The sequence below is a fragment of the Embleya sp. NBC_00888 genome (assembly GCF_045207655.1).
GTDB lineage: Bacteria > Actinomycetota > Actinomycetes > Streptomycetales > Streptomycetaceae > Embleya.
Genome location: NZ_CP108784.1, coordinates 7,721,352 through 7,743,805 on the forward strand (window position 1 = coordinate 7,721,352; position 22,454 = coordinate 7,743,805).

18 protein-coding genes are annotated in these 22,454 nt (G+C 72.6%); 14 read left to right on the forward strand and 4 right to left on the reverse strand.

Annotation, left to right across the window (positions count from 1 at the left end; all coding sequences use genetic code 11):
• Nucleotides 1–283 precede the first annotated feature (283 nt).
• Genes OG948_RS32760 through OG948_RS32775 form a run of 4 tightly spaced genes read left to right on the forward strand, consistent with a single transcriptional unit; the run spans nucleotide 284 to nucleotide 7,126 of the window.
• Nucleotides 284–1,474, forward strand: a complete 1,191-nt coding sequence (locus OG948_RS32760; RefSeq protein ID WP_406299932.1) for a hypothetical protein — start codon at nucleotides 284–286, stop codon at nucleotides 1,472–1,474.
• Nucleotides 1,471–3,672: a caspase family protein gene (locus OG948_RS32765; protein ID WP_406299933.1), complete on the forward strand. Its 2,202-nt coding sequence runs from the start codon at nucleotides 1,471–1,473 to the stop codon at nucleotides 3,670–3,672. The genes OG948_RS32760 and OG948_RS32765 overlap by 4 nt, the downstream gene beginning before the upstream one ends.
• Nucleotides 3,669–4,604: an AAA family ATPase gene (locus OG948_RS32770; RefSeq protein ID WP_406299934.1), complete on the forward strand. Its 936-nt coding sequence runs from the start codon at nucleotides 3,669–3,671 to the stop codon at nucleotides 4,602–4,604. The genes OG948_RS32765 and OG948_RS32770 overlap by 4 nt, the downstream gene beginning before the upstream one ends.
• Nucleotides 4,601–7,126 carry a Scr1 family TA system antitoxin-like transcriptional regulator gene (locus OG948_RS32775; protein ID WP_406299935.1) on the forward strand — a complete coding sequence of 842 codons (2,526 nt, stop codon included), beginning with the start codon at nucleotides 4,601–4,603 and terminating at the stop codon, nucleotides 7,124–7,126. The genes OG948_RS32770 and OG948_RS32775 overlap by 4 nt, the downstream gene beginning before the upstream one ends.
• An 11-nt stretch (nucleotides 7,127–7,137) precedes the next feature.
• Here OG948_RS32775 and OG948_RS32780 read toward each other — a convergent pair whose 3' ends face one another.
• The 3 genes from OG948_RS32780 to OG948_RS32790 are packed head-to-tail and all read right to left on the reverse strand — an operon-like array spanning nucleotide 7,138 to nucleotide 9,664.
• A complete protein-coding gene (locus tag OG948_RS32780) occupies nucleotides 7,138–7,407 on the reverse strand; it encodes a hypothetical protein (protein WP_406299936.1) in 270 nt (89 codons plus the stop codon).
• The gene (locus OG948_RS32785) at nucleotides 7,404–8,105 is read right to left on the reverse strand and encodes a sigma-70 family RNA polymerase sigma factor (RefSeq protein ID WP_406299937.1); all 702 of its coding nucleotides are present in this window, start codon (nucleotides 8,103–8,105) and stop codon (nucleotides 7,404–7,406) included. The genes OG948_RS32780 and OG948_RS32785 overlap by 4 nt, the downstream gene beginning before the upstream one ends.
• Nucleotides 8,102–9,664: a sodium:solute symporter gene (locus OG948_RS32790; protein WP_406299938.1), complete on the reverse strand. Its 1,563-nt coding sequence runs from the start codon at nucleotides 9,662–9,664 to the stop codon at nucleotides 8,102–8,104. The genes OG948_RS32785 and OG948_RS32790 overlap by 4 nt, the downstream gene beginning before the upstream one ends.
• Before the next feature lie 186 nt (nucleotides 9,665–9,850).
• Here OG948_RS32790 and OG948_RS32795 point away from each other — a divergent pair, with 186 nt between their 5' ends.
• The 3 genes from OG948_RS32795 (at nucleotide 9,851) to OG948_RS32805 (ending at nucleotide 12,633) form a co-directional block, all read left to right on the forward strand.
• Nucleotides 9,851–10,096, forward strand: coding sequence for a DUF3311 domain-containing protein (locus OG948_RS32795; protein ID WP_406299939.1), 246 nt, complete (start codon nucleotides 9,851–9,853; stop codon nucleotides 10,094–10,096).
• Nucleotides 10,097–10,246: 150 nt separating this feature from the next.
• Complete coding sequence (locus OG948_RS32800) at nucleotides 10,247–12,397, forward strand: carbon starvation CstA family protein (RefSeq protein WP_406300386.1); 2,151 nt, start codon at nucleotides 10,247–10,249, stop codon at nucleotides 12,395–12,397.
• Complete coding sequence (locus OG948_RS32805; protein ID WP_406299940.1) at nucleotides 12,394–12,633, forward strand: CstA-like transporter-associated (seleno)protein; 240 nt, start codon at nucleotides 12,394–12,396, stop codon at nucleotides 12,631–12,633. Before OG948_RS32800 ends, OG948_RS32805 begins: the two co-directional genes overlap by 4 nt.
• Nucleotides 12,634–12,805: 172 nt before the next feature.
• Here OG948_RS32805 and OG948_RS32810 read toward each other — a convergent pair whose 3' ends face one another.
• Nucleotides 12,806–13,951, reverse strand: coding sequence for a glycosyltransferase family 4 protein (locus tag OG948_RS32810; protein ID WP_406299941.1), 1,146 nt, complete (start codon nucleotides 13,949–13,951; stop codon nucleotides 12,806–12,808).
• 721 nt (nucleotides 13,952–14,672) lie between these two features.
• Between OG948_RS32810 and OG948_RS32815 the strand changes: the two genes are divergently transcribed.
• The 7 genes from OG948_RS32815 (at nucleotide 14,673) to OG948_RS32845 (ending at nucleotide 22,422) form a co-directional block, all read left to right on the forward strand.
• Nucleotides 14,673–15,647, forward strand: a complete 975-nt coding sequence (locus OG948_RS32815; RefSeq protein WP_406299942.1) for an aKG-HExxH-type peptide beta-hydroxylase — start codon at nucleotides 14,673–14,675, stop codon at nucleotides 15,645–15,647.
• 26 nt (nucleotides 15,648–15,673) lie between these two features.
• The gene (locus OG948_RS32820) at nucleotides 15,674–17,023 is read left to right on the forward strand and encodes a YcaO-like family protein (protein ID WP_406299943.1); all 1,350 of its coding nucleotides are present in this window, start codon (nucleotides 15,674–15,676) and stop codon (nucleotides 17,021–17,023) included.
• Nucleotides 17,024–17,131: 108 nt separating this feature from the next.
• Nucleotides 17,132–17,986 (forward strand): class I SAM-dependent DNA methyltransferase, encoded by an 855-nt coding sequence (locus OG948_RS32825; RefSeq protein WP_406299944.1) that lies wholly within the window; start codon nucleotides 17,132–17,134, stop codon nucleotides 17,984–17,986.
• Nucleotides 17,983–19,203, forward strand: coding sequence for a cytochrome P450 (locus OG948_RS32830; RefSeq protein WP_406299946.1), 1,221 nt, complete (start codon nucleotides 17,983–17,985; stop codon nucleotides 19,201–19,203). The genes OG948_RS32825 and OG948_RS32830 overlap by 4 nt, the downstream gene beginning before the upstream one ends.
• 6 nt (nucleotides 19,204–19,209) lie before the next feature.
• Complete coding sequence (locus OG948_RS32835; protein ID WP_406299947.1) at nucleotides 19,210–19,419, forward strand: ferredoxin; 210 nt, start codon at nucleotides 19,210–19,212, stop codon at nucleotides 19,417–19,419.
• Nucleotides 19,420–19,971: 552 nt separating this feature from the next.
• Complete coding sequence (locus OG948_RS32840; RefSeq protein ID WP_406299948.1) at nucleotides 19,972–20,787, forward strand: hypothetical protein; 816 nt, start codon at nucleotides 19,972–19,974, stop codon at nucleotides 20,785–20,787.
• A 63-nt stretch (nucleotides 20,788–20,850) separates the two neighbouring features.
• Nucleotides 20,851–22,422, forward strand: coding sequence for a hypothetical protein (locus OG948_RS32845; RefSeq protein WP_406299949.1), 1,572 nt, complete (start codon nucleotides 20,851–20,853; stop codon nucleotides 22,420–22,422).
• Nucleotides 22,423–22,454: the final 32 nt, after the last annotated feature.

Genomic DNA, 22,454 nt, shown 5'->3' on the forward strand with positions numbered 1-22,454 from the left:
CCGCGAAAAAGCAGCCCGCGATGCCCCAACAGGAGCCTCCGGCCCGACTGTTGGCCCGACGATCCCAAGCAGCCGCGCACCCCGTCAAGACTTGTTAGGAAACTTTACTAACAAGACCCGCGCAGTCCGCGCTCCCTGCCCGAACCCGACGACAGGAGGCCACCCAACCCCCCTTGCGCCCCCGCGCCGGGCATCCCGATGGCCCCGAAGTGTCGAATCGCCGTCCCGCCGGGACCCCCGCCTTTACCATGGGACGGCAGATCCGAGCGCGGAGGGGGACCGTGTGGCGAGCGTCGTCTTCGTGCACGGCACCGGTGTGCGCGAGAAGCGATACGAGGACCTGCTGCGCGGCGTGCGCGCACGGCTGACCGACCTGCGCCCGGACCTCGATGTGTTGCCCTGCCTGTGGGGAGAGGCGCACGGTGCGCGGTTGCGGCATGGCGGGGCCTCGGTCCCCGAACGCTCGGTCCGCGCGGGCGAGGGGAACATCGACGCCGAGGACGCGGACGTGATCTGGGCGCGGTTGGACGCGGATCCGCTGGCCGAACTGCGAGCCCTGGTCGAGTACGGTGCCGGGCGCCCGGCGTACCGGCCCGCGCGCGGGTTCGCCGCCGAGCGGCTCGCCGCGCGGGTTCGCACGCTGGCGGAACGGCCCGATGTGGCCGCCGCCGCGGCAGTGGCCGGCGTCGCGGCCGACCTGGGCGCCGGCGCCGAGACGGTGGCGGAGGCGTTGCCCGCCCTGGTGATCGACAGCGCCGACGCCGTCACCGGGCCCGCAGCCGTGGCCCGGGCCGTGGTGGCGGCGACGTTGCATCACGGCGACGCCCGGGCCGATGGCTGCCTGCCGATGGACGGGCTCGAACGGGACGCGCTGGTCCGGGCGATCGTGGGCGCACTGGGCGGCTCGGCCGACCCGCGCGGTGTCCTGGCCACGGCCGGTCGACCACTCGCGGCCTCGGGGATGTGGTTCGCCTCCTGGCGTGTGCGGCGCGGGCGGGATCGCATCGTCGATGGTGCGGTGCCGCCGTTGGGCGACATCCTGCGCTATCAGGTGGCGGGCGACGGCGTACGCGGGTGTGTCGCCCGCGCCGTCGAGGCCGCCCGCGAGAACGGGCCGGTCACCCTGCTCGCGCACAGCCTCGGCGGCATCGCGTGTGTGGACTGGCTCGCCGCGGCCGACAACGCCGGACACGGAGTGGACCTGCTGGTCACCGCCGGCACCCAGGCGCCGTTCCTGTACGAGTTGGACGCCCTGCGGGCCCTGCGCGCGCACGAGGCGCTGCCCGCGCACTTCCCGCGGTGGCTCAATGCCTACGACGTGCGCGACCCGCTCGCGTATGTGGCCGCGCCGGTCTTCGGTACCCGCGCCGAGGATCGGGAATTCGTCACCGGACAACCCCTGTTGCGCGCACACAGCGCCTACTGGGCACACGCCCCGCTCTACCGGTGGCTGGCCGAGGAGATCCCTCGGTGAGCTCGCGCGATGTCGACCCGGCCCGGACCTACGCGATCGTCGTGGCCATGGAGCGATATCGGCATCTCGACCTGGATCTGGTCGGCCCGTACACGGACGGCTGCCGCTTCATCCACTGGCTGTTCGACCGCGGAGTGCCGCCCGAGAACGTCGAATTCGTGGCGTCGCCACCGGCTCACGACCGACCCGAGCCGCCGGTGCCCTGCCGCGCCCACCCCGGCGAGGAACTCGCCGACCTGTTTCAGGACATCATCGCCAAGTGTGACGCCGACCTGCTGTGGGTCTTCTGGGGCGGCCACGGCGTCACCGACGACCAGGGTGCCTCGATGCTCCTGCTGGAGGACTCCCAGCCACACCGGCTGCGCGGCCTGCCGGTGGCCAACCTGGTGCGCACCCTGTTGGGAACGTCGAACCAGGGCCGGCGCATCGCGCGGGTGGCCGTGGTCCTGGACGCGTGCCAGACCCAGTTGCGGCCCGGACAGGGAAATCTGGTGCCGCGCCCGATCACCGGAACCGTCGAATTGGACCCCGATCGCGGCCTGTTCCTGCTTCAGGCCTGTGCGCCGGGACAAGCGGCACACAATCCGCAGCGCTCGGGGCTGTTCTCGCGGCGCTTCCTTGATCGCATCGAACAGGTCGAACCCGGACTGGTGTTGCCCGACCTCAACGACATCTACGACGGGCTGTCGCGGCGCTTCGTCGCCGACGAGGACACCCGGACCTTCCGCTACGGGCAGCGCCCCGGTCGCAGCGAGCACAACTGGGACGGCCGCACGACCTGGGACGAGGATCCCGCCCGTGCCCCGCGCGCGGCCGAAGTGCGGCGCGCCCTGGCCGACATCGGAAACCTGATCGCGACGAGCCTGCCCGACGAGAACGACCGCGTCCGACTCGCCGACGACCTCGGCCGGACGCTGGACACGTACGTGCCGGAGCCCGATCCGGACGCCATCGCCATCGCCGCCGTACAGACCCGGCACGGCCTGTCCACCTTGGTGTCGATGCTGCCCTCGACGTTGCCCGCCGCGGTCGTACGGTCGCTGGAGCACCTGTGCCACACGGTTCGGCCCGGCGAATATCTCACCCGCGTGGAGCACTCGACGCTGATCGAGACGCTGCGATCCTGCGGGATCGCCGACCTGGAGGGCGTGCTGCGGCGGGATCCGGTGTGCGGGCCGGGATTTCCACCCGGTGCCTTCGACGCGGTCGACCTGGTCGCGGTCCTGGAGGGACGTGCGCCGCCGGAGCGAGACCGCCTGGCGCACCTGCCGGCGTTCGTGGAGGCCGTCGCCCACCACGCGCCGAATCTCGAGGCCGGCGCCCGACTGCGCGCCTGGAACGCAGACCTGGCCGCCCGGCACGGCACCCGGCCGGACCTGTTGACGGCCCGGCGCGGCGATCTGGAGGCCATGCGGAGCTGGACGCGCGAGGAACAGGTCTGGATCCGGCTGGAGATCGCCGCGCTCGACGCGAAGGCACAGCGGCCGGCGGACACCCGCTACCGATACACGGCCCGCGTACGCGAGGGCGGCGATGTCACCACGGTCTCCGTCGCCGACGACGTCTACCGACCGTGGACTTGCGTACGCTCGCGCGTTGCCGCGTTCCTGCAGACGGTGCTGGATCGACCGGGCGCGCGACCGGCCGTCGAGTGTTTCCTGGAACCCGGTCAACTCGACCTCCAGATCGAGCGGATCGCGGTCGATCGCCAAGACCGGGAACAGGTCCCCCTGGGTGCCGGCACCCCGGTCGTGGTGCGCTGTCGGGAACTGCGCGCGTTTGTGCCGGACGCGTGGCTCGCGCGCTGGCGCGAGAGCACGCGGGACGAGGTCGGCGCCCATCACTGGCTGTGCCACGAGGCCCGTGCCGACACCGGCCTCGGACTGCGCTCCGCGCTGACCAAGGCGCCCTCCCTGGGCTGTGTACACCTCGTCGGCGAGGCCGCACAGGTACGTCACCACGTGGCGCTGTGTCTGCTGGCGGGAGTACCGGTGGCGCTGTGGCACCGCCGGGGCGCCGGTTGCGATCTCGCCCATCTGCGCGAGCAGATCCGACCGCGCGACCTGCCCGAGGCGATCCGGCGATGGCGTGCGGACAACGACGGGCAGTCCGTCGTCCTGTTGTGGGACGACCCCACCAGCGCGGAGGCGATCCGGCTGTTGCGCGGGCCGTCCGAAGGAAGGGGAGCAGAAGCATGAACCAGCCCGCGCACGGTGATTGGCTGATCTTTCGCGGGGACGGAACCAGTCGTCGGGCGGTGCTGCCACAGGGTCCGCCCTGGCGGCGGTTCGGCCCCGAACACGCCTCACCACAGCGCTATGTGATCGGGGCCGACGAGGTCGACGTCGTCAATACGGCCCTGCATCTGCGCCGGCCGTTGCTGGTGACCGGGCGGCCGGGCAGCGGCAAGACCACATTGGCGCACGCGATCGCCGACGAACTGCAACTGGGACCGGTGCTGCGCTGGTCGATCAACAGCCGCAGCACCCTGGAGAGCGCGTTGTACCGCTACGACGCGGTCGCCCGGCTGCACGACACCGCGATCGCCGACAAGGAGCATCGCAGCGCGCCCGACGTGGGACGGTACGTGCGCCTGGGGCCGCTCGGCACCGCGCTCGCGCCGCGCGAGCGGGCGCGGGTGCTGCTGATCGACGAACTCGACAAGAGCGATCTGGATCTGCCCAACGACCTGCTGACGGTCTTCGAGGAAGGGACTTTCGAAATCCCCGAGTTGGCCAGACTGACCGACCGCGACACGGTCTCGATCGGGGTCACGGGGTCGGCCGAGCGGGTGGCGGTGACCGCCGGGCAGGTGAGTTGTACGCAGTTCCCGGTGATCGTGGTGACCAGCAATGGCGAGCGGGACTTCCCACCGGCGTTCCTGCGTCGTTGTGTGCGCCTGGACCTGCCGGATCCGGGCCCCGATCGGCTCGCCGAGATCGTGGCCGCGCGGTTGGGCCCGGACACGCCGGCCGAGGACCTGATCGAACGGTTCGTGGCATTGCGACACGAGGGCGAACTCGCGACGGATCAACTGCTGAACGCGGTCCACCTGCGGCTTTCCGGAGTACTGCTCGACGAAGAGCGGTTGGCCCTGCTGTTTCGATCGTTGGACCCCACCCAACCATGACGGACGACTCGCTGTGGGCGGCGCTGCGCGACGCGGGCGCGGACATCGACCAGTGCCTGGACGCGCTGTGGTTGGCGCGCGTGTTGCCGACCCGGACGACGCCACGCCGACGCGAGCGGGGCGGGACCGGTGCCGAACCGGCGTCGACGTCCGCGGATCCCGGGCCCGCGGTCCAACCCGCGCCGGAGCCCGGGCCCGGCCCCTTGGACGAGCCGTCGGGGCCGGCGACCGCGGGGCGACCCCGACGGCGGCGGGCGGCGGGGCTGTACGCGTCGGCGACGGCCGACGGCGCAGACGGCATCCGGGCCACGCCGGCCGACGTGCCGGCCCCTCGGGCCATCCCGCGAGCGACCGAACTGGCCCGCGCGCTCAAACCACTGCGCCGTACCGTGCCATCGGTGGCCAGGCGGCGGCTCGACGAGGCCGCGACCGTCGAGGCCGTTGCCGAGACCGGCCTGATCTCGGCCGTCCTGCGGCCGGAGCGGGAGCCGTGGTTGGACCTGACCCTCGTGGTCGACACAGGTTCGTCGATGGTGATCTGGAACCGCATGGTGGTCGAGCTGCGGGAACTGCTCCATCGACTCCGCGCGTTCCGTCGGATCAAGGTGGTCGGCCTGGACACCGACGAGACCAGGATGGCGCTGCGCACTCGCCCGTTCGCGGCAGGATCCCGGGTCGCACCGGACGTCGAGGGCAACGGCCTGACCCTGGTGCTGACCGATGGGATCGGGCCTGCCTGGCACAGCGGCGCGGCGCAGCGTTTGCTCGCCCGCCGCGCTCGAGCCGGCCCGATGGCGGTGCTGCACACCCTGCCCGCACGTCTGTGGGAGGGCACCGGTATCGCGTGCGCACGCCTGGACGTGTGGGCGCCGGGGCCGGCCGTACCCAACCGCCTGCTCGGCGTGCGGCACCCGTTCCTGCCGGCGGGCACGAGCCCGGGTGGCGCACCCGGTGACATCCCGGTGCCGGTCCTGGAGTTCCCCAACGTCTCGCCGCGCTCGTGGGCGGATCTGGTGGCCCATGCGACGACCGCCGAGTCGCTGCCGGTCACGATGTTCGGGGCCGGCCCCTCCCGGACGCCCGGGCTCCCGGCTCCGCTTGGGCGATCGGCCGCACCCGCCGAGCGGATCCGCGAGTTTCACGCGAGCGCGTCCTACGAGGCGTTCCGACTGGCCGCCCACTTCGCCGCGGTTGCTCCACTTCCGCTGCCGGTGATGCGCCTGGTCCAGCACGCCACCACCGCCGACGCCACCCCGACACACCTGGCCGAGGTCTTCGCGAGCGGGCTGCTGACCGTGCACCGGCCCGGTCGACACGGGCCCGAGCACACCGAGTACACGTTCGAGCAAGAGGTGGGCGACCTGCTCCTGGACACCCTTTCGGTGGTCGAGGGCCTGCGCACCGTGGAGGCGGTCACGCGCTACCTCGGGCGACGGGCCGACCGCACGCCGAGTGTCTCCGTGCTGCTGGCCGAAGACGGCGCCACACATCGGGTGGGCGCCGATGCGAGGCCGTTCGCCATGGCGGACGCTCCACTGGTGCGGCGGCTGCGGAACGCACGGGGGGCGGCCCGGTCGGCCGAGGTCGCAGGCGAAACCGAGACCGGGGCGCGGCCGTTCCTCACCCTGCCCGCAACCACCCGGGTCGAACCGGCGGTGGCCAGGCGGGCCGTGTACACCGGTCTGCGGCGGCTGCGGGAGGAGCGCGGCCTGACCCAACGCGACGTGGGCGCCACCATGGACTGGTCGCTCTCGAAGGTGATTCGGATCGAGACCGGACAGGTGAGCGTGTCGATCACCGACCTGCGCGCGTTGCTGAGGCTGTACGACGTTCGGGACCGGGGCCGCGTCGATGCCTTCGTGGCGAACGCGCGCGCGTCCCGCCGTCGCTCATGGTGGTTCGGCTACAGCGACCCGGTGGTGGGCGAACTGGGCACGACGCTCCCCTTCGAATCCGCAGCGACCGGCATTCGCGGCTTCGAACCCCATCTGATTCCCGACGTGTTGCAGACCGAGGAGTACACGCGTGAAGTCCTCCTCGCCACCCTGCCGGTGCCCGCAGCCCACTTCCGCGAGGCTCTCGACTTCCGGCTGGAACGACAACAACGTCTGCTGCGGGAGAACGGGCCCGAGATGCGGTTCGTGCTGGACGAGAGCGTGGTGCGCAGGATGGTCGGCGGGCCGGCGGTGATGCGGCGCCAGATGGAGCGACTGCGCGAATACGCCCGGCACCCCCGCATCACCGTGCGGATCATGCCATTTTCGGCCGGTCTGTGCCGAGGCGGCCATGTCGCCTTTCAACTCTTGAGCGTTCCTGGTCCGAACGAGGACGTGGTCTTGGCCATCGAGCGACCCGGCTCCGGTGTGATCGTCTGCCACGAAGGCCAGGATGATCCGCCGTCCTCGCAACCCATGGCCCACGAAGAGATTTTCCGGACCCTGGAAGACCGTGCCCACCTCTTCTCTGCGCAGGTCCCATCCGAGGCCGTGGGCCACGGGTGGGCGCCGGTCCCGGAGTCGTAGGGGTCGACGGGTCAGGGGGAGGTGGGGTGGTCGAAGGTCGGGGTGGGGGCGGCGGGGGTGTGGTTGAGGACCAGGACGCCGATGATGGTGGCCAGGGTGAAGACGACGAGGATCAGGGTGGCCAGGATCAGCCGGCGGCGGCGTTCGCGGCGTTGCCAGTCCTGGTGGGCGGTGTGGTAGGCGTCGGGGGCCGGGTGTACGCCGGCGGCGAGGGTTTCCAGGGCCTCGCGCAGGTGTCGTTCGGTGTCGGGAGAGGTGGGAGGGGTGGGAGGATTGTTCATCGCCGTACCTCCAGCGCGTGCGTGAGAGCGGCGATCCCACGAGCGGTGTGCGTTTTGACGGAGCCGACCGAGATGCCCATGGTCGACGCGATCTCCTTCTCCTTGAGCCCGAGCCAGTGGCGCAGTACGAGTGCCTCGCGCTGGCGCGCGGGCAACTCGCGCAGCGCGCGGATCAGCGCCTGCTGGTCGTCGCGCAGCAGGGCCGAGGTCTCGGCGGAGGCCACCGTGTCCACGGAATCCTCGACGTGTCGGCGGGCGACCTGGAGATGGCGTATTCGCATCCGGGTCTGGTTGCACACGACCGAACGCAGATAGGCGGCGGCGGCGTCGGGCGTGCGCAGTTTGCGGAATTTGCGGTAGATCTCGTAGTACGCCTCGGCCACGATGTTCTCCGGGTCGTCGGCGCCCAGGAGGGTGGCGAGTCGGAGCATCGAGGGGTAGTGCAGGTCGAACAGGCGCGCGATCTGCACCTCGCGATCCGATTCGTCCGCGGCCGGCGGCGGTTGCATCCCGTCTGGGAGCGGGGCCTCGGGAACAAGGGCGGCCTGGGGGACCACTGCCCCGGGAACCAGCGCCTCGGGGACCGACGCCTCGGGAACCTGCGACTCCACGATCGGCGCCTTCGGAACCGGCGCGCCGCGCGACGGCGCGGTCGCGGATGCCGGTGCGGGCTCGATGTCCCGGCGCAGGCGTTTCACGAGCCGCTCGCCTCCTTCCCCGGGCCACGCCGGCCGGCCAGGCGTGCCGGCAGCGCCGTGGTGTCCGCACCCCGCGCGGCGCCCATCCGGTCGAACACCTCGGTGAGGACCAGGGTGACCGCGAGATTGAGCAGCAGCGCGGCGAGCCCCGCGTACATCTGCACTCCCCGACCTCCCAGCTCGACCCGGATCAGCGAGACGAAGCCCTCCCGCACGACCGCGACGGTACCGGTCAGCATGCCCACCGCCCAGCCCGCCAGCAGTGCCCGGTGGTGCAGACGCCGGGTGAACAGCCCGATCACCACGGCCGGGAAGATCTGCAGGATCCACACCCCGCCGAGCAGTTGCAGATTGATCGCGGCCTGGTCGCGCAGCCCGAAGACGAACGCCACCGCGCCCACCTTCGCGGTCAGCGACACCCACTGCGCGACACGCATCTGCCGCTTGGGCGTGGCCGTCGGCTGGAAGTACGCGACGTAGACGTTGCGCACGAAGGAGGTCGCGGCGGCGATCGACATCACCGCCGCCGGCACCAACGCGCCGACGATGATCGCGCCGAACACCAGACCGGCCGGAAAGGCCGGCAGCAGCCGGTCGACCAGCATCGGTACCGCCGCCTCGGCCGTACCCGAGGGCGCGTCGACGTCCATCGCCACCGCCGCGATGCCCAGCACGCCGAACATCGCCAGCACCGAGGTCCAGGCGGGCAGCGCGACGCAGACCCGACGCAGCGTGTCGGGACCGGACGCGGCGAACCCGGCGGTCAGCACGTGCGGGTACATCAACAGCGCCAGCGCCGAGCCGAACGCCAGCGTGGCGAAGCCGGCCTGCTGGTGCGGCCCCAGGACGAGTGAGGCGTCCACCGGTCCGTGCGCGGCCAGCCGCCGATCCGCGGCCTCGAACATCGGCCCCGGCCCGTCGAACCGGCGCAGCACGAACGCCACCGCCACCGCGGCCGAGCCGAAGATCGCCACCCCCTTGAGCGCCGAGATCACCGTGGGCGCGCGCAGTCCGTGCCGATACGTGGCGATCGCCAATCCGGCGAACAGCGCGACCATGGTCAGGTCGCCGGTCGCGCCGCGCGGACGCAGCCCCGCGGCGGCGAGCACGGCGCGGATGCCCAACACCTGGAGCGCCAGGTACGGCATCGTGGCCAGGATCCCGGTCAGCGCGACCACCAGCGCCAGCGCCGGCGAGCCGTAGCGACCCCGGACGAAGTCGCCGACGGTCAGGTAGCCGTGTCGGCGGGCCACCGCCCACAGCCGGGGCAGCAGGACGAAGGCCATCGGGCACACGATCACCGTGTACGGCAGCGCGAAGAACGCGGACGCGCCCCGGCCGTACACCTGGCCCGGCACCGCGGTGAAGGTGTACGCGGTGAAGATCGTGCCGCCGAGCAGGAACCAGGTCCACACCGGGCCGAGACCGCGGTCGGCCAGCGACCAGTTCTCCAGCGACGGCAGGTCGTCGGTGCGGCGCAGGCGCGGTGCGGTCACCGCCAGTAGCGAGGCACCGCCGACGACGATCAGGAGGGCCGCGATCATGGCCCCGTCGGTCATCCGTCACCGTCCGGATCGACGTGTGAGCGCGCTCGCCCACGGGTTGCGCGAGCGTACCCGACCCGGCCCGGGCCACCTCGCGGAAATCCGTCGGACATCGGCTGTCAACCAAAAGGCACGCACGCGCAACTCTTCCACAGGGCCGGCGCACGGTCGGCCCCGTGGCCACCGACAGCAGGAGGCGTGATGACCGGGAATCGACCCCCGACCGCCGCCGGACGCGCCCGCGCGCGCCGCCGGATCGCGGCCGGGGTCTGCCTGGCCGCGCCGGTCGCGGCGCTGCTGTGGGTGCCCTCGTACGCCCGCCGAGGCCCGGAAATGGCCGGCGTCCCGTTCTTCTACTGGTACCAGCTCGCCTGGGTGCCGGGGTGCGCCGCCGCCATGCTCGTCGCCTACCTGCTGCTGCGCCGCCCCGACCGGCGCGGGGCCTGACCGACCCGGATCGGTCGCCGCTCCCGGCCGCTCCCGCCGTACCCGTCCGTCGCTCTTCCGTCCCCTGCCCGATGAGGAGTACGCGTGCCCCCCACCAACACCAGTACCGGCACCGGCACCGACAGCCCCCGTTCGTACAATCCGAGGTCGATCCTGATCTGGACCGTCGTCGCGCTGATCGGCGCGGCCGGCTGGGGCGTGGTCGCCCTGGCCCGCGGCGAGGAGATCTCGGCCGTCTGGCTGATCTTCGCGGCGGTCGCCTCGTATGCGATCGCCTACCGCTTCTACTCGCGCTTCATCGCCGTACGAGTCCTGGAGCCGGACGACACCCGGGCCACTCCGGCCGAACGCCTGGACGACGGCGTCGACTACCAACCGACGGACCGCCGGGTGTTGTTCGGGCACCACTTCGCCGCGATCGCCGGCGCCGGACCGCTGGTGGGCCCGGTGCTGGCCGCGCAGATGGGCTACCTGCCGGGCACGATCTGGATCGTGGTGGGGGTGATCTTCGCCGGGGCCGTGCAGGACATGGTGATCCTCTTCCTCTCCATGCGCCGGGACGGCAAGAGCCTGGGGCAGATGGCCCGCGAGGAGATCGGCCGGGTCGGCGGCGTCGCGGCGCTGATCGCGGTGTTCGTGATCATGATCATCCTGCTCGCGGTGCTCGCCCTGGTCGTGGTCAACGCGCTGGCGAACTCGCCGTGGGGGACCTTCTCGGTCACGCTGACCATCCCGATCGCCCTGTTCATGGGCGTCTACCTGCGCTTCCTGCGCCCGGGTCGGGTGCTGGAGACCAGTGTGATCGGCGTCGTGCTGCTGCTGGCCGCGATCATCGGCGGCGGGCAGATCGAGGACACCGCGCTGGGCGACGCGTTCACGTGGAGCCCGACCACGCTGGTGTTCTGTCTGGTCGGGTACGGCTTCGTCGCCTCGGTGTTGCCGGTGTGGCTGCTGCTGGCCCCGCGCGACTACCTGTCCACCTTCATGAAGGTCGGCACGATCGTGCTCCTGGCCATCGGGGTGCTGGTGGCCGCGCCGAACCTGAAGACCGACGCGGTCAGCTCGTTCGCGAGCTCGGGCTCCGGGCCGGTGTTCGCCGGATCGATGTTCCCGTTCCTGTTCATCACCATCGCGTGCGGGGCGTTGTCCGGTTTCCACGCCCTGGTCGCCTCCGGTACCACGCCGAAGCTGATCAGGAAGGAGTCGCAGGTCCGGATGATCGGCTACGGCGCCATGCTGATGGAGTCGTTCGTGGCGGTGATGGCGCTGATCGCGGCGTGTGTGATCGATCCGGGTCTGTACTACGCGATGAACGCCCCCGCCGGGGTGCTCGGTGCCACCGCCGAGAGCGCCTCGCACGCGGTGGCCGGTCTCGGCTTCACGATCAGTCCCGAGGACCTGCGCTCGGCGGCGACCGCGGTCGAGGAGAAGACCCTGATCGCCCGGTCCGGCGGAGCGCCCACGCTGGCCGTGGGCATGTCGGAGATATTCGCCGATGTCTTCGGCGGCGCGGGGATGAAGGCGTTCTGGTACCACTTCGCGATCATGTTCGAGGCGCTGTTCATCCTGACCACGGTGGATGCCGGCACCCGGGTGGGCCGCTTCATGCTCCAGGACATGCTGGGCAACGTCTGGAAGCCGATCGGCCGGGTCAACTGGAAGCCCGGCATCTGGATCACCAGCGCCGTGGTGGTGGGCCTGTGGGGCTACTTCCTGTACGCCGGGGCCACCGACCCGCTGGGCGGGATCAACCAGCTCTTCCCGCTGTTCGGCATCGCGAACCAACTGCTCGCCGCCGTCGCGCTGACCGTGGCCACCACCGTGCTGATCAAGTCGGGCAAGCTGCGCTGGGCCTGGGTCACCGGCATCCCGCTGGCCTGGGACGTGGCGGTGACCTACACCGCCGGGATACAGAAGATCTTCTCCGACGATCCCCGGGTCGGCTTCTTCGCGCAACGGGACCGCTACGCCGACGCGATCGACGCGGGGAAGGTGCTGGGCCCGGCGAAGAACATGGACGACATGCACACCGTGGTGCTCAACTCCACCGTGGACGGGGTGCTGATCTCGGTGTTCCTGGTACTGATCGCGCTGGTGATGGGCAACGCGGCGATCGTGTGCGTGCGGGCGATCCGGGCCGGGGGGACGCTGCCCACCACGGAGACCCCGTACGTCGAGTCGAAGCTGACGGACGAACCCGTCGACGCACCGCGCGTGCGGGAACTCGCCGGAGCGGGAGCGGGAGCGAATGGGGGCGCGGGCGCGGCTCCGGGCTCCGGCGACGGGGCGGCTCGGTTGTGACGCGAACCGACACCGATGTGAACCCGGACCCCGACGTGGGGGGCAGGCCGGGCCCGAAGCGGCTGTTCCAATGGATCCGGTGGTATCTGCGGGAGATCTCCGGCGACGCGGAGTACGACCGGCACTGTCGGCGGCACCTGCGCGAGCATCCGGATCGGCCGGTGCCGTCCCGACGGGCCTACGAGTCCTGGCGGGCCAGGCGGCGCGAGGAGAACCCGCAGACCCGCTGCTGCTGAGCCGCGCCGCCGGCGGGGGTCCGACGATCGAGACGCGATCCGCGACGACCGACAAGCGACGACCGACGCGCGCCGCGCCGGCCGGGTCCGCCGGACCCGGCCGCGCGGCCCGTGCGCGGCACGCAGGTACCGCGCACCACCACGTGGTGAGCGCGCGGGCGGTCGCGCATGCTCACGCCGGGTCCGCGCCGCCGCTCGGGTCCACGCCGGGCAGGCCCGCCAGGACGACGTCGACCCGGTGGCGCCACGTGTAGCGGTCGAGGACCTGGCGGCGGGCCTCGTCGCCGAGCGAACGGCGCAGGCCCGCGTCGTCGATCAGTTCCAAAACGGCGTCCGCCCACGCCTTCGGGTCGGCGGGCGGCCTGATCAGGCAGTTGACCCGGTCCGTCAGGACCTCGTGCAGGACGGGCAGGTCGGAGGCGATGAGGGCGCGCCCGTAGGACATGTACTCGAAGAGCTTCATCGGCGAGGTCCAGCGGCCGGTCTCGCCGAGTCTGCCGGTGAGGTACACCCTCTCCTCGTACGGGGCCAGCACGACGTCGAACAACGGGTAATAGCCGGGCAGTTCGGCGGGCGGTCGGTGGCCGTGGAAGTACACGTCGGCGAGTCGGCAGGGCCCCTCCCAGCGTTCCCGGTCCTCGGGCGTACCGCCGACCAGGTGGAAGTCCGCGCCCGGGATGCGCTCGGCGACGTCGAGGATCAGGTCGATGCCGCGACCGTCGTACAGGTGTCCGACATAGCCGATCCGAGGCACCCCCTCGCGACCGGGCAACCGCACGCTCTCGGCGTCGAGTCGGGGCGGGTCGGCGCAGTCGGGCACGATCAGGACGGTGGCCGGATCCAGATCCGGGTAGGTCGCGCGCAGGTCGCGGGCGAGCGCGTGGGTGATCACCACGAGACGGGCGAGGCGCGGATCGGTGAGCAGGCGGTGATCGGTCTCGGGTGGGGACAGGTCCTCGCGGATCTGGTGGACCTCGTACACGAACGGCGCGACGTCCGCCGCGGCGACGAGGCTGTACGGATCGCGGCCGTAGATCAGGTCCGGTGCGCCCGCCTCGATCAGCAACTCGCGCACCCGCTCGGCGCGTTGCCGGTAGCCGGCGGGGGAATAGCCGTCGGGGACCGGGACGGTGCGGATGGGGAAACGATGGCGGACGCCGTAGTAGGCGTACGGGTCGTCGGCCTCGTGGGTGCCGGGTGCCGCGTAGAGGGTGATGTCGTGTCCGGCGGAGGCGAACGCGTCGCACATGCGCATGACATGGACGCTGTTGGCCCACACGGATGGGATGCTGCCGCCGTGCAGGTAGGCGATGCGCATACCCCGCCTCAGCCCTGGATCGAGAACGCCGCGAGCGGGCATGGGCGGGCTTCGGCGGTCGGTTGCCGCGGTGCGATGCGTACGGGGTCCATCGGCGTCTCCTCGTCCTGGGCGGCGGGTGGCGCGAGCCTGGGCTCTGGTGCGCTCGGGGCCGGCGGCGCCGGGTCATCATCACCGGTGATCGTCTCGTTGCCAAGGGTGACGCGCGGGCGGGGGCGAGAACCGGTCGGCCAGCGCGCGGGCCGCGATGTGTCGTTGTTTCACTGTTTTCGGCCATTGTTCGGCCGACCCACCGAAATCCGCCGGTCCGGATGAATCGTTGACACGCCACGGGCGCTGTGGCCGCCCTCCGGCGGCGACGCCATAACGGCTGATCACCCGGCCGGGTCGCCCCCGAGTCGAGTGTTCCGCACCGAATGCAAGGCGGTTTCCGGCTGTGCCGACTTGACCCGCCACGGAGCGCCACCGCCGCGTACTCCTTGTATTCACCGTCGTCGCCCGCACACCATGGCGCTTCCGGTTGTCCCCGTCGACGGCGGGGGAGACGGCGAGCGGAAGGGAGTCCGATATGCAGGACGACATCGAACTTGTCCCGGAAGAAGAACTGCCCGAGTTGGCCTTGATGATCGACTTGCCCAGCTGAGGCAACGTCACCGGGTGCGGCGGGTCGGGCGATCCGACCCGCCGCACCCACACCACCGGGAGCCCGGAGGCACTCGCGATGCGCGTGGAACCAGACGCAGGCCAAGGCGCCGAGGAACGCGCGGTCCTGGCGCGGATGACGCAGACGATTCTGGCCCGAGCCGAACTGACGGCCACAGCACGGGAATCGACCCACCCGGCGGTCATCGAGACGGCACACATCGCGCAACGAGTCCTGCGCGCCGACGCCCCCGACCCACAACGGCTCGAAGCGCTCGGGCGCATGTTGGCACGGGCCAGGGCCGACATCGCCGCCCCACCGGGCGAACTGCCCTGGCCCGTCGACCTCGTCGCGCCCCGCGCACACCTCGAACGCAGCGTGGCCCGGGCACTCAAGGCCATCCCCAGGCGGGACGACGGCAACGCGCCGGCGCCGGTGTCGACCGTGGTCGCGTGGCGGGACACCGATACCGAGATCATCCACGAGAGCACCGCGCTGCTTGCCCGGGTGTGGCCCGAGGCGAGCGCGGAACTACGGGAAATCCTGGTGCAGATCGCGCTGTTGCACGGCGCGGCCATCGACGGCTTCACCGACTTCGGGGTGCACGGCGCGGTGTTCATCCGGCGCGACCGGTTGCAGCGAGGCGTGGACGGCCTGCCCGGCGCGATCCGACTGGCCGAGGCCCTCGTGCACGAGGGAACGCACACCCGCTGCAACGCGGCGGCGGTCGCCGCCGAGCCCTTCCTGTGCCCGGTCGAGGGCGACGGCCCCCTCGTGGCGACCCCGCTGCGGGCCGATCCGAGGCCGCTCACCGGCCTGTTCCAGCAGGCCGTCGTGTTGGCCCGAAGCCTGCTGCTCTACCGTCGCCTGCTCGACGCCGACGCGGCACCACCCACGCCCGAGGCCGCGGCCGCCGTGCGCTCCCGACACGACCGGCTGGCCCGCTCGGCGATCGACGCCGTGAACACCCTGCTCGAACATCGCGACGCGCTCACCGACCACGGGACGTCCGTCCTGGACCAGGCCGCCGACGTCGCCCGGGCCCGCGGGTGACGCCCGCTCCGGCGTGGGACCCACAGGTGTTCACGCCCTACGGCCACACGCCCGACGTCGTGATCGCGCGGATCGCGGCCCGCTCGCCGCAGTTCGACGCGGTCTGCGCGTCCGGCGATCGGCCCATCCTGGTCGGCAGCGCCGCGGGCCATCGCCGCGAGCAGGTGGTGCTGAGCGCGCGCGGGGAACTCCTGGAGCGGGTCGGCAACATCCTGGCCGGCCGGGCGGCCGAGGCGGACGCCGCCACGGTGGCGTCCTACGCCGAGCTACGGCGCAAGGGCGTTCCCGCGCTGGATCCCGCCGAGTCGGCCCCGGACGGCTCCGCACCGCCGGACACGGCCCGAACCACGCGACGGTTGTGGGTCCTCGGGCACCTGGCCGACTCCGGCGAGGAGATCCACGTCCCCGCCGGCGCCGCCTTCCTCCAGCACCGCCCGCCGGCCGGCTGCGCCCCGGGTCCGGGCGTCGGCTCCACCGGCGTCGCCGCACACCCCGACCCGGACGCCGCCGCCGACCACGCGGCCTGGGAGGTCCTCGAACGCGACCTGATCCGGCGCAGCTGGTACGGCCCCGCCGCTGCCCCCACACCGCTCCCGACCGGCGAACTCCCGGGCCCACTGGCCGAACTCCTGCGCGCACTCGACCTGACCGCGACCGGCTTGGACCTCCCCGCGCCGAGCGGAACGCGCTGCGTCGTGGTGTGCCTGCACGCCGCCGACGGCTCCGGCCAGACGTTCGGCGCCCGCTGCGGCCCGGACCGCGCCGTATCGACCCTGATCGAGAAGGCGGCCTACGAGGCGCTCATGGTGCGCTGGAGCATGGGCAGCGCGGTGGCCGTGGACACGTGGGATCGATGGCGGGGGAGCGGGCCTCCGCAGACTGCGGTGCAGCATGCCCTGTGGGCCTATCACCGGCAGGACAGCCTGCGGCTGTGGACGGACGGGACGGCAGCCCGGAGCTCGGGAGGAGCCGCCTCGATGTCGGGACGGCTCGGGTCGGGCTCGGAGTGGCCGGGCTCGGGCTCGGGCTGGGCGTCGGATTCGGGCTCGCGCTCGGATTCGGACTCGGACTCGGACTCGGATTCGGGCTCGCGCTCGCGCTCGGGCTTTGGTGCGGCGGGTGCGAGTACCCCGGCGGAGCAGCCGGCGCGTACTCCGGTCGGCACGGTCGGCGCGTTCGGCTCCCGCCCCGGTCTCGCCGCGTTGTCCGCCCACACCGGGCGGGACGTCGTGATCGTGGACACCACGGCGGGGCCGGCGCGCACCCGGGGTACGACCGTGATCCGGGTCGTGGCCCCGGGCGCCCGAGCACTGCCCAACGGCCCGAGCGCCGAACGTCACTTCCAGACCGTTCCCGGGCCGCATCCCTTCGGATGACCACAGCCCGGATCGCCCGGGGTGCTCCCGGACCACCCGGACCACCCGGACCACCCGGACCACCCGGACCACCCGGACCACCCGGACCACCGTGACGCGAGGAGCCACATGCCCAAGACGGACAGCCCGACCACCACGAGCCCCCGCCCGCCGGTCGCGTCGCCCGACGTCGACACCGCGCATCCTCGATCGCCGGCCGCCCAACCGGCGCCGACCACCGCGCACTACGCCGACATCCACGCGGCCGACTACGACCGCTGGTTCGGTAAACCCGGCATCACCGGCGCGACCGTGGACGCCCTCGCCGAACTCGCCGCCGTCGCCGGCCCCGGCCCCGTGCTCGAACTGGGCATCGGCACCGGCCGAGTCGCCCTCCCCCTGGCCGAACGCGGCCTGCGCGTGCACGGCATCGACGCCTCCGAGGCGATGATCCGGCACCTGCGCGGCAAACCCGGCGGCGCGGAAATCCCGGTCACTGTGGGTGACTTCGCCGACGTGCCGACCTCCGGCTCGTTCTCGCTGATCTACCTCGCGGGCGGCACCTTCTTCGAACTCCCGGACAGCCGGACCATGCAGCGTTGCCTCACCGCCGCCCGGGCGCGACTGCGCCCCGGCGGCCTGCTCGCCTTCGACGCCCACCTGCCCGAGGCACTCGCGGTCGCCGCCGCGTCCGGCATTCCCGAGGTCGTCGTCGAGACCGACGAACTCCTCATCCTGTGCCACCGCCGCATCGACCCGTCCACGCAGACGTACCACTCCCACTACCTCGTGCACGAGGCCGACCGCACCCGCCATCTCCGCGTCTCGTTCCACTACGCGTCGCCGGGCGAACTCGACCTGCTGGCCCAACGGTCGGGCCTGCGCCTGAAGCAACGTCTGGGCTCCTGGGCGGGCGCGCCCTTCACCCGGGACAGCACCTACCACGTCTGCGTCTACGCACCGGACACCTCGGAGGCGTCGTGACCGGGCCGACCCCCGATCCCGTATCCGAGACCCGAACCCCCGCCCCCACCCACGTCTTTCCGCTCCCGCACCGCGACGGACTGGACCCCATACCGGAGTTCGCCACCCTGCGCCGCGACGCCCCATGTGCCCGCATTCGGTTGCCCAGCGGCGACCCGGCCTGGCTGGTCACCCGCTACGCGGACGTACGCCTCGTCCTGGGCGACCCCCGGTTCAGCCGCACCCGCGCGACCCGGGGAACCGGCCCGCGGATGGCCGCCGTACCCACCCTGGCCGACTCGATCCTGGCCGCCGACCCGCCGGTGCACACCCGCCTGCGCAAGCTCGTCGCCGCCGCCTTCACCGCGCGCCGCGCCGAGGCCATGCGCCGCGACATCGCCCGCCTGGTCGCCGACCTCCTGGACACCGTCACCGCCCACGACCGCCCCGCGGACCTGGTCACCCTGTTCACCCGCCCCCTCCCGCTGGCCGTCATCTGCGATCTCCTGGGCACCCCGCGCGACGACGGCGACCGCCTCGACGCGTGGTGCGACGCGCTGCGCAGCCTCACCGCGATCCCGGACGCCGCCGTCACCCACGCGGTCGGCGAGATGACCGGCTACATGGGCACCCTGATCGCCGACAAACGCCGCCACCCGGCGAACGACATGCTCAGCGTGCTGATCGCCGCCCGCGACGACGAGGACCGCCTCACCGAGGAGGAACTGGTCTCCTTCTGTGTCGTGCTCCTGGCCGGCGGCTACGGCACCACCGCCGACCGGCTGTCCGGCATGATCCACCTCCTCCTGGACGCCCCCGACCGCTATCGGCACCTCGTCGACCACCCGGACCGGATCCCGACGGCCACCGAGGAACTGCTGCGCTACGCCCAGACCAACGTGCAGGCCAACCTCCGGGTGGCCACCGAGGCGATGACCCTCGCGGGCGTCGACATCGCCGAGGGCGACGCGGTGATGGCCGTCAACTCCGCCGCCAACCACGACGAATCCGTCTTCGACACCCCCGACCACCTCGACCTGGCCCGGAGCCCCAACCCGCATCTGAGCTTCGGGCACGGTGTACACCACTGCGTGGGCGCCCAACTGGCCCGAGTGCAACTCCAGGAAGCCCTGACCGCCCTGACCCGGCGCTTCCCGACGCTGCGCCCCGCCGCCCCGCCGACCTGGAAAACCGGCCTGAAGACCCGAGCCCCCGGCACTCTCCCCGTGACGTGGTGACCACCGATGTCCGAAGACCCACCCCGCCTGCTCATCGACCGCGCCCTGTGCATCTCCTCCGGTATCTGCGCGGCCACCGCACCCACCCACTTCACCCGAAGCGCGGACGGCCGAGCCGCGATCCGCCCGGATGCCCCACCCGTCGACGCGCACACCGAGGACGCCGCGTCCCTGTGCCCGGTCGAGGCCATCACGTTCACCCGAGACCGGGACTGAGCACGCCGGCCATCGGGCCGACGGACTCACCACGCGCATCGGCCTCGGTCGGCTCCGGCACGCCCTCGGTGCGGGCCGGCGGGCGTGCGGTGCGCGGTAGGTCGGTCGGGGTGTCCGGATCAGCCGATTCGCGTGGTCGGCGTCGCGCAATCCGGCCTATCGATGGAGTCGGGTGGTTTCTACACTTCCCATGGGTTCCGTTGCCCGATCCGCAGCGGTCACGGGCGATGGATCGCGCCCGGTCGCCGCCGACCCGCCCCGGCGGCGGTGGGGCCTTCCTGTGGAACCGACAAGAGCCCGGGACGAGGGCGATGGACACCGGTCGCGAAGCTCCGGGTGAGCTCGCCCGATCCGGGGCCCGGGGTATGGAGCGAGGAAAGCGGCGTGACCTACACCCGACCCGGGTTGACCCGGCCGGCCTGGTGGCCGGCGGAGCTCGATCCCGATGCGCCCGGGTCGCCCGTCCCTGCCCCCGCCCCCGTGTCCGCGCCGAGCCCGGTGACCCGGACTGACTCGGTGCCATCGACGACGCCGATCGCCGCGGTGAACCCGATGACCCCGGTACGGGACACCGTCGAACAACGATCGGTGGCCGGACCGCCGATGCCCGTCCGGGGAACGCCCCGACGGGTGGCCGGACCTCCTCCGATCCCGCTCGCGCCCGGCATGGCGCCCGGGGACGACGAGCAATTCCGCACGGGTTTCGAGGTTCCGGCGGCGCCCGTGTGGTCCGGTCCGCCGGCCGGTTACGGATGGGACTTCGAATCGGACGAACGGGACCATCGGGGACGGGGTTTCGAGGGGCAGGAGGGCCGCTCCCGGACCCGCCTGGTGCTCGCGGGGCTGCTCCTGGTCACCGGAATCACCGTCGCGGCGGTCCTGTTGACCGGCGGCGACGAGCCCGCCGCCTCGACCGCCGCGCCGCCGCCGCCGACCGAGCCGCCGCCCCCGGTCGCGCCGTCCTCCGCGGCGCCGGGCACCGCGAGTCAGGTCGCTCCCGAGCTGCTCGCCGAATATCAGCCGCGACAGGTGAGCCGACGCGTTGTGGACGGGCGGGTCGAGGTGTCCTGGCTGCCGCCGACGCACACCGACGGAGTCGCCGGATACATGGCCGTCGCGCAGAGTCCGGCCGGTGTGTTCCAGAAGACCGAACTCCCGCGCCCGGGCGAGATGGGTGTGGTCTTCGCCGGAGCACCGGTGAGCGCCGATTCGTGCGTGGTCGTGGTGACCTTGATCCGCGGAGCGCCCACGATGAGGATTGCTCCCGGCGGGCCGGTGTGCGGACCGCCGGCGACCGGGACACCCCCCTCCGGGGCGTCCGGCTCGCGCCCGTCGCCCGCCAAGCCGGCATCGACGCCGCGTGGGTAGTGCCGCGGCGGGACCACCCCGCCGCCTCGTCCGACCGCATTCCGCTCGACCGAAGGAGCCCTCGTGCCCGACAACTCCGCAGTGCCGGCGTGGCCCGTCGTCACGATCGAGCTGTTGATCGACGACACGGTCCGGGTGGACGGCGTGTCGATTCCGGTGCCGTCCGGTGTACATCCGCGTGCCGCCGCGCTGGAGGCGGCGGCGGTGACCGCGCGCGTCCTGGGCCGCCCGGTGCGCGCGGAGGCGGTGGAGCCGGACGGTACGGTCTTCCCACTGATCGTCGCGCAGGACGGCGGGGTGACCGCGGCGGACGATCCGATCACCCCGAACACGAAGCGACGCTCGCTGCTGGGTCGGCGCAAGAGCACGCCGCGTCCGGTCTTCGAACCGGGTCGCGATACCGGGGATCCGGCGGATACCCGGTCCGGCGACGGATCGAAGCGCGGTCGGCGGACGCTCCCGACCGGTGCCGCGACGCCGACCCCACCGGTCGCGCCGCAGCCCGAGGCACGCCCGGAGGCGCCGTTCGAGGCGTCGCCCGCGGGACCGGAGGGGATGTACGCACCACCGGCTCCGGAAGCCCCCCGGGAACCGGACCGGGACCGACCCCGTGCCTCCGGGCGGGCGTCCCAGGCCGAGGACGACTACGTGGAGGCGCCGTTCGCCCCCCGCAGCGAGCCCGGGCGAACACCGACGTACGAGCCGCCCGCCGCGTCCGCGCCCGAACCCTCCGTCGAGTCCGCGTACTCCGCGACGCCGATGACGCAGGCGCCGACGCCGGCTCCCGCTCCGGTTCCCGAGCCGACGAGTGTGACCGGGTCGGCCGCGCCGGCGGCTTCCGTCGCGCCGGTGGAGGCCGCCCCCGCTCCGCCGGTGGTCGAGGCGGTGGATCCGCCGCCGGCCGCCGTCCCGGCCGTCGAGCGCTCGACACCCGCGCCCGAACCGGCCGCCGCCGAACCGGCTCCCGCCCGGACCCTCTTCGCGCCGCGTGTGACGGTGGTCCCGCCCGTCGCACCGGTCGATCCGGTCGAGCCCACGCCCTCGTGGCACGCCCCGCAGCGCCAGGTCGCGCAGGTACCCATCGACGAGGAGCCCGCTGCCTTCCCCGCCGCCCCGGTGCCGGCCGACCCGCCCATACCGGCCCCGACTTCGGCTCGGGCCGAGGCTCCGACCCCGAAGCAGGCGTCGGCCCGCACCCCGGCGGCCGTTCGGGCCGAGCCCACCAAGGAACAGGCCCTCAAGGTGGCCGAGATCGCGCGGTTCATCCGGGCCGGCGACGAAGAGCGGGCGCTGGCCCTCGCCGCGTCCCTGGACGCGGCCACCAGCGCGGGCGGCGACGAGGGGGCGATGCCCGCGGCGCGTGAGGTGCACGCGTACGTCGCGGTGCTGACCGGTCGACCGGAACTGGCCCTGGAGTTGTACGCGGACGCCGCCCTGGCCCAAGGGACGCACCCGAAGGAGGCCGCCCGGATGACCTCGAACGCGCACTACTGCTGGCTGCGGATCGACGACATGGAGTCCGCGTACGATCTCGGCCGGGTCCTGTTGCGGGCCTACTCGGCGGTCCCGACCGATCCGGGGCAGGCGGCCGTTCGCGATCGCATGCGTTCCCTGCGGGCCGGCCTGTCCGGGTGACCCGACCGGCCCGCGTCGCGGCGGGTCGCCGC

Bases quoted from the DNA above. Each gene is read 5' to 3' on its own strand.
- OG948_RS32770 (WP_406299934.1), top strand. From the start codon at position 3,669: ATGAACCAGCCCGCGCACGGTGATTGGCTGATCTTTCGCGGGGACGGA.
- OG948_RS32775 (WP_406299935.1), top strand. From the start codon at position 4,601: ATGACGGACGACTCGCTGTGGGCGGCGCTGCGCGACGCGGGCGCGGAC.
- OG948_RS32780 (WP_406299936.1), bottom strand. From the start codon at position 7,407: ATGAACAATCCTCCCACCCCTCCCACCTCTCCCGACACCGAACGACAC.
- OG948_RS32790 (WP_406299938.1), bottom strand. From the start codon at position 9,664: ATGACCGACGGGGCCATGATCGCGGCCCTCCTGATCGTCGTCGGCGGT.
- OG948_RS32795 (WP_406299939.1), top strand. From the start codon at position 9,851: ATGACCGGGAATCGACCCCCGACCGCCGCCGGACGCGCCCGCGCGCGC.
- OG948_RS32810 (WP_406299941.1), bottom strand. From the start codon at position 13,951: ATGCGCATCGCCTACCTGCACGGCGGCAGCATCCCATCCGTGTGGGCC.
- OG948_RS32815 (WP_406299942.1), top strand. From the start codon at position 14,673: ATGCGCGTGGAACCAGACGCAGGCCAAGGCGCCGAGGAACGCGCGGTC.
- OG948_RS32825 (WP_406299944.1), top strand. From the start codon at position 17,132: ATGCCCAAGACGGACAGCCCGACCACCACGAGCCCCCGCCCGCCGGTC.
- OG948_RS32835 (WP_406299947.1), top strand. From the start codon at position 19,210: ATGTCCGAAGACCCACCCCGCCTGCTCATCGACCGCGCCCTGTGCATC.
- OG948_RS32840 (WP_406299948.1), top strand. From the start codon at position 19,972: ATGACCCCGGTACGGGACACCGTCGAACAACGATCGGTGGCCGGACCG.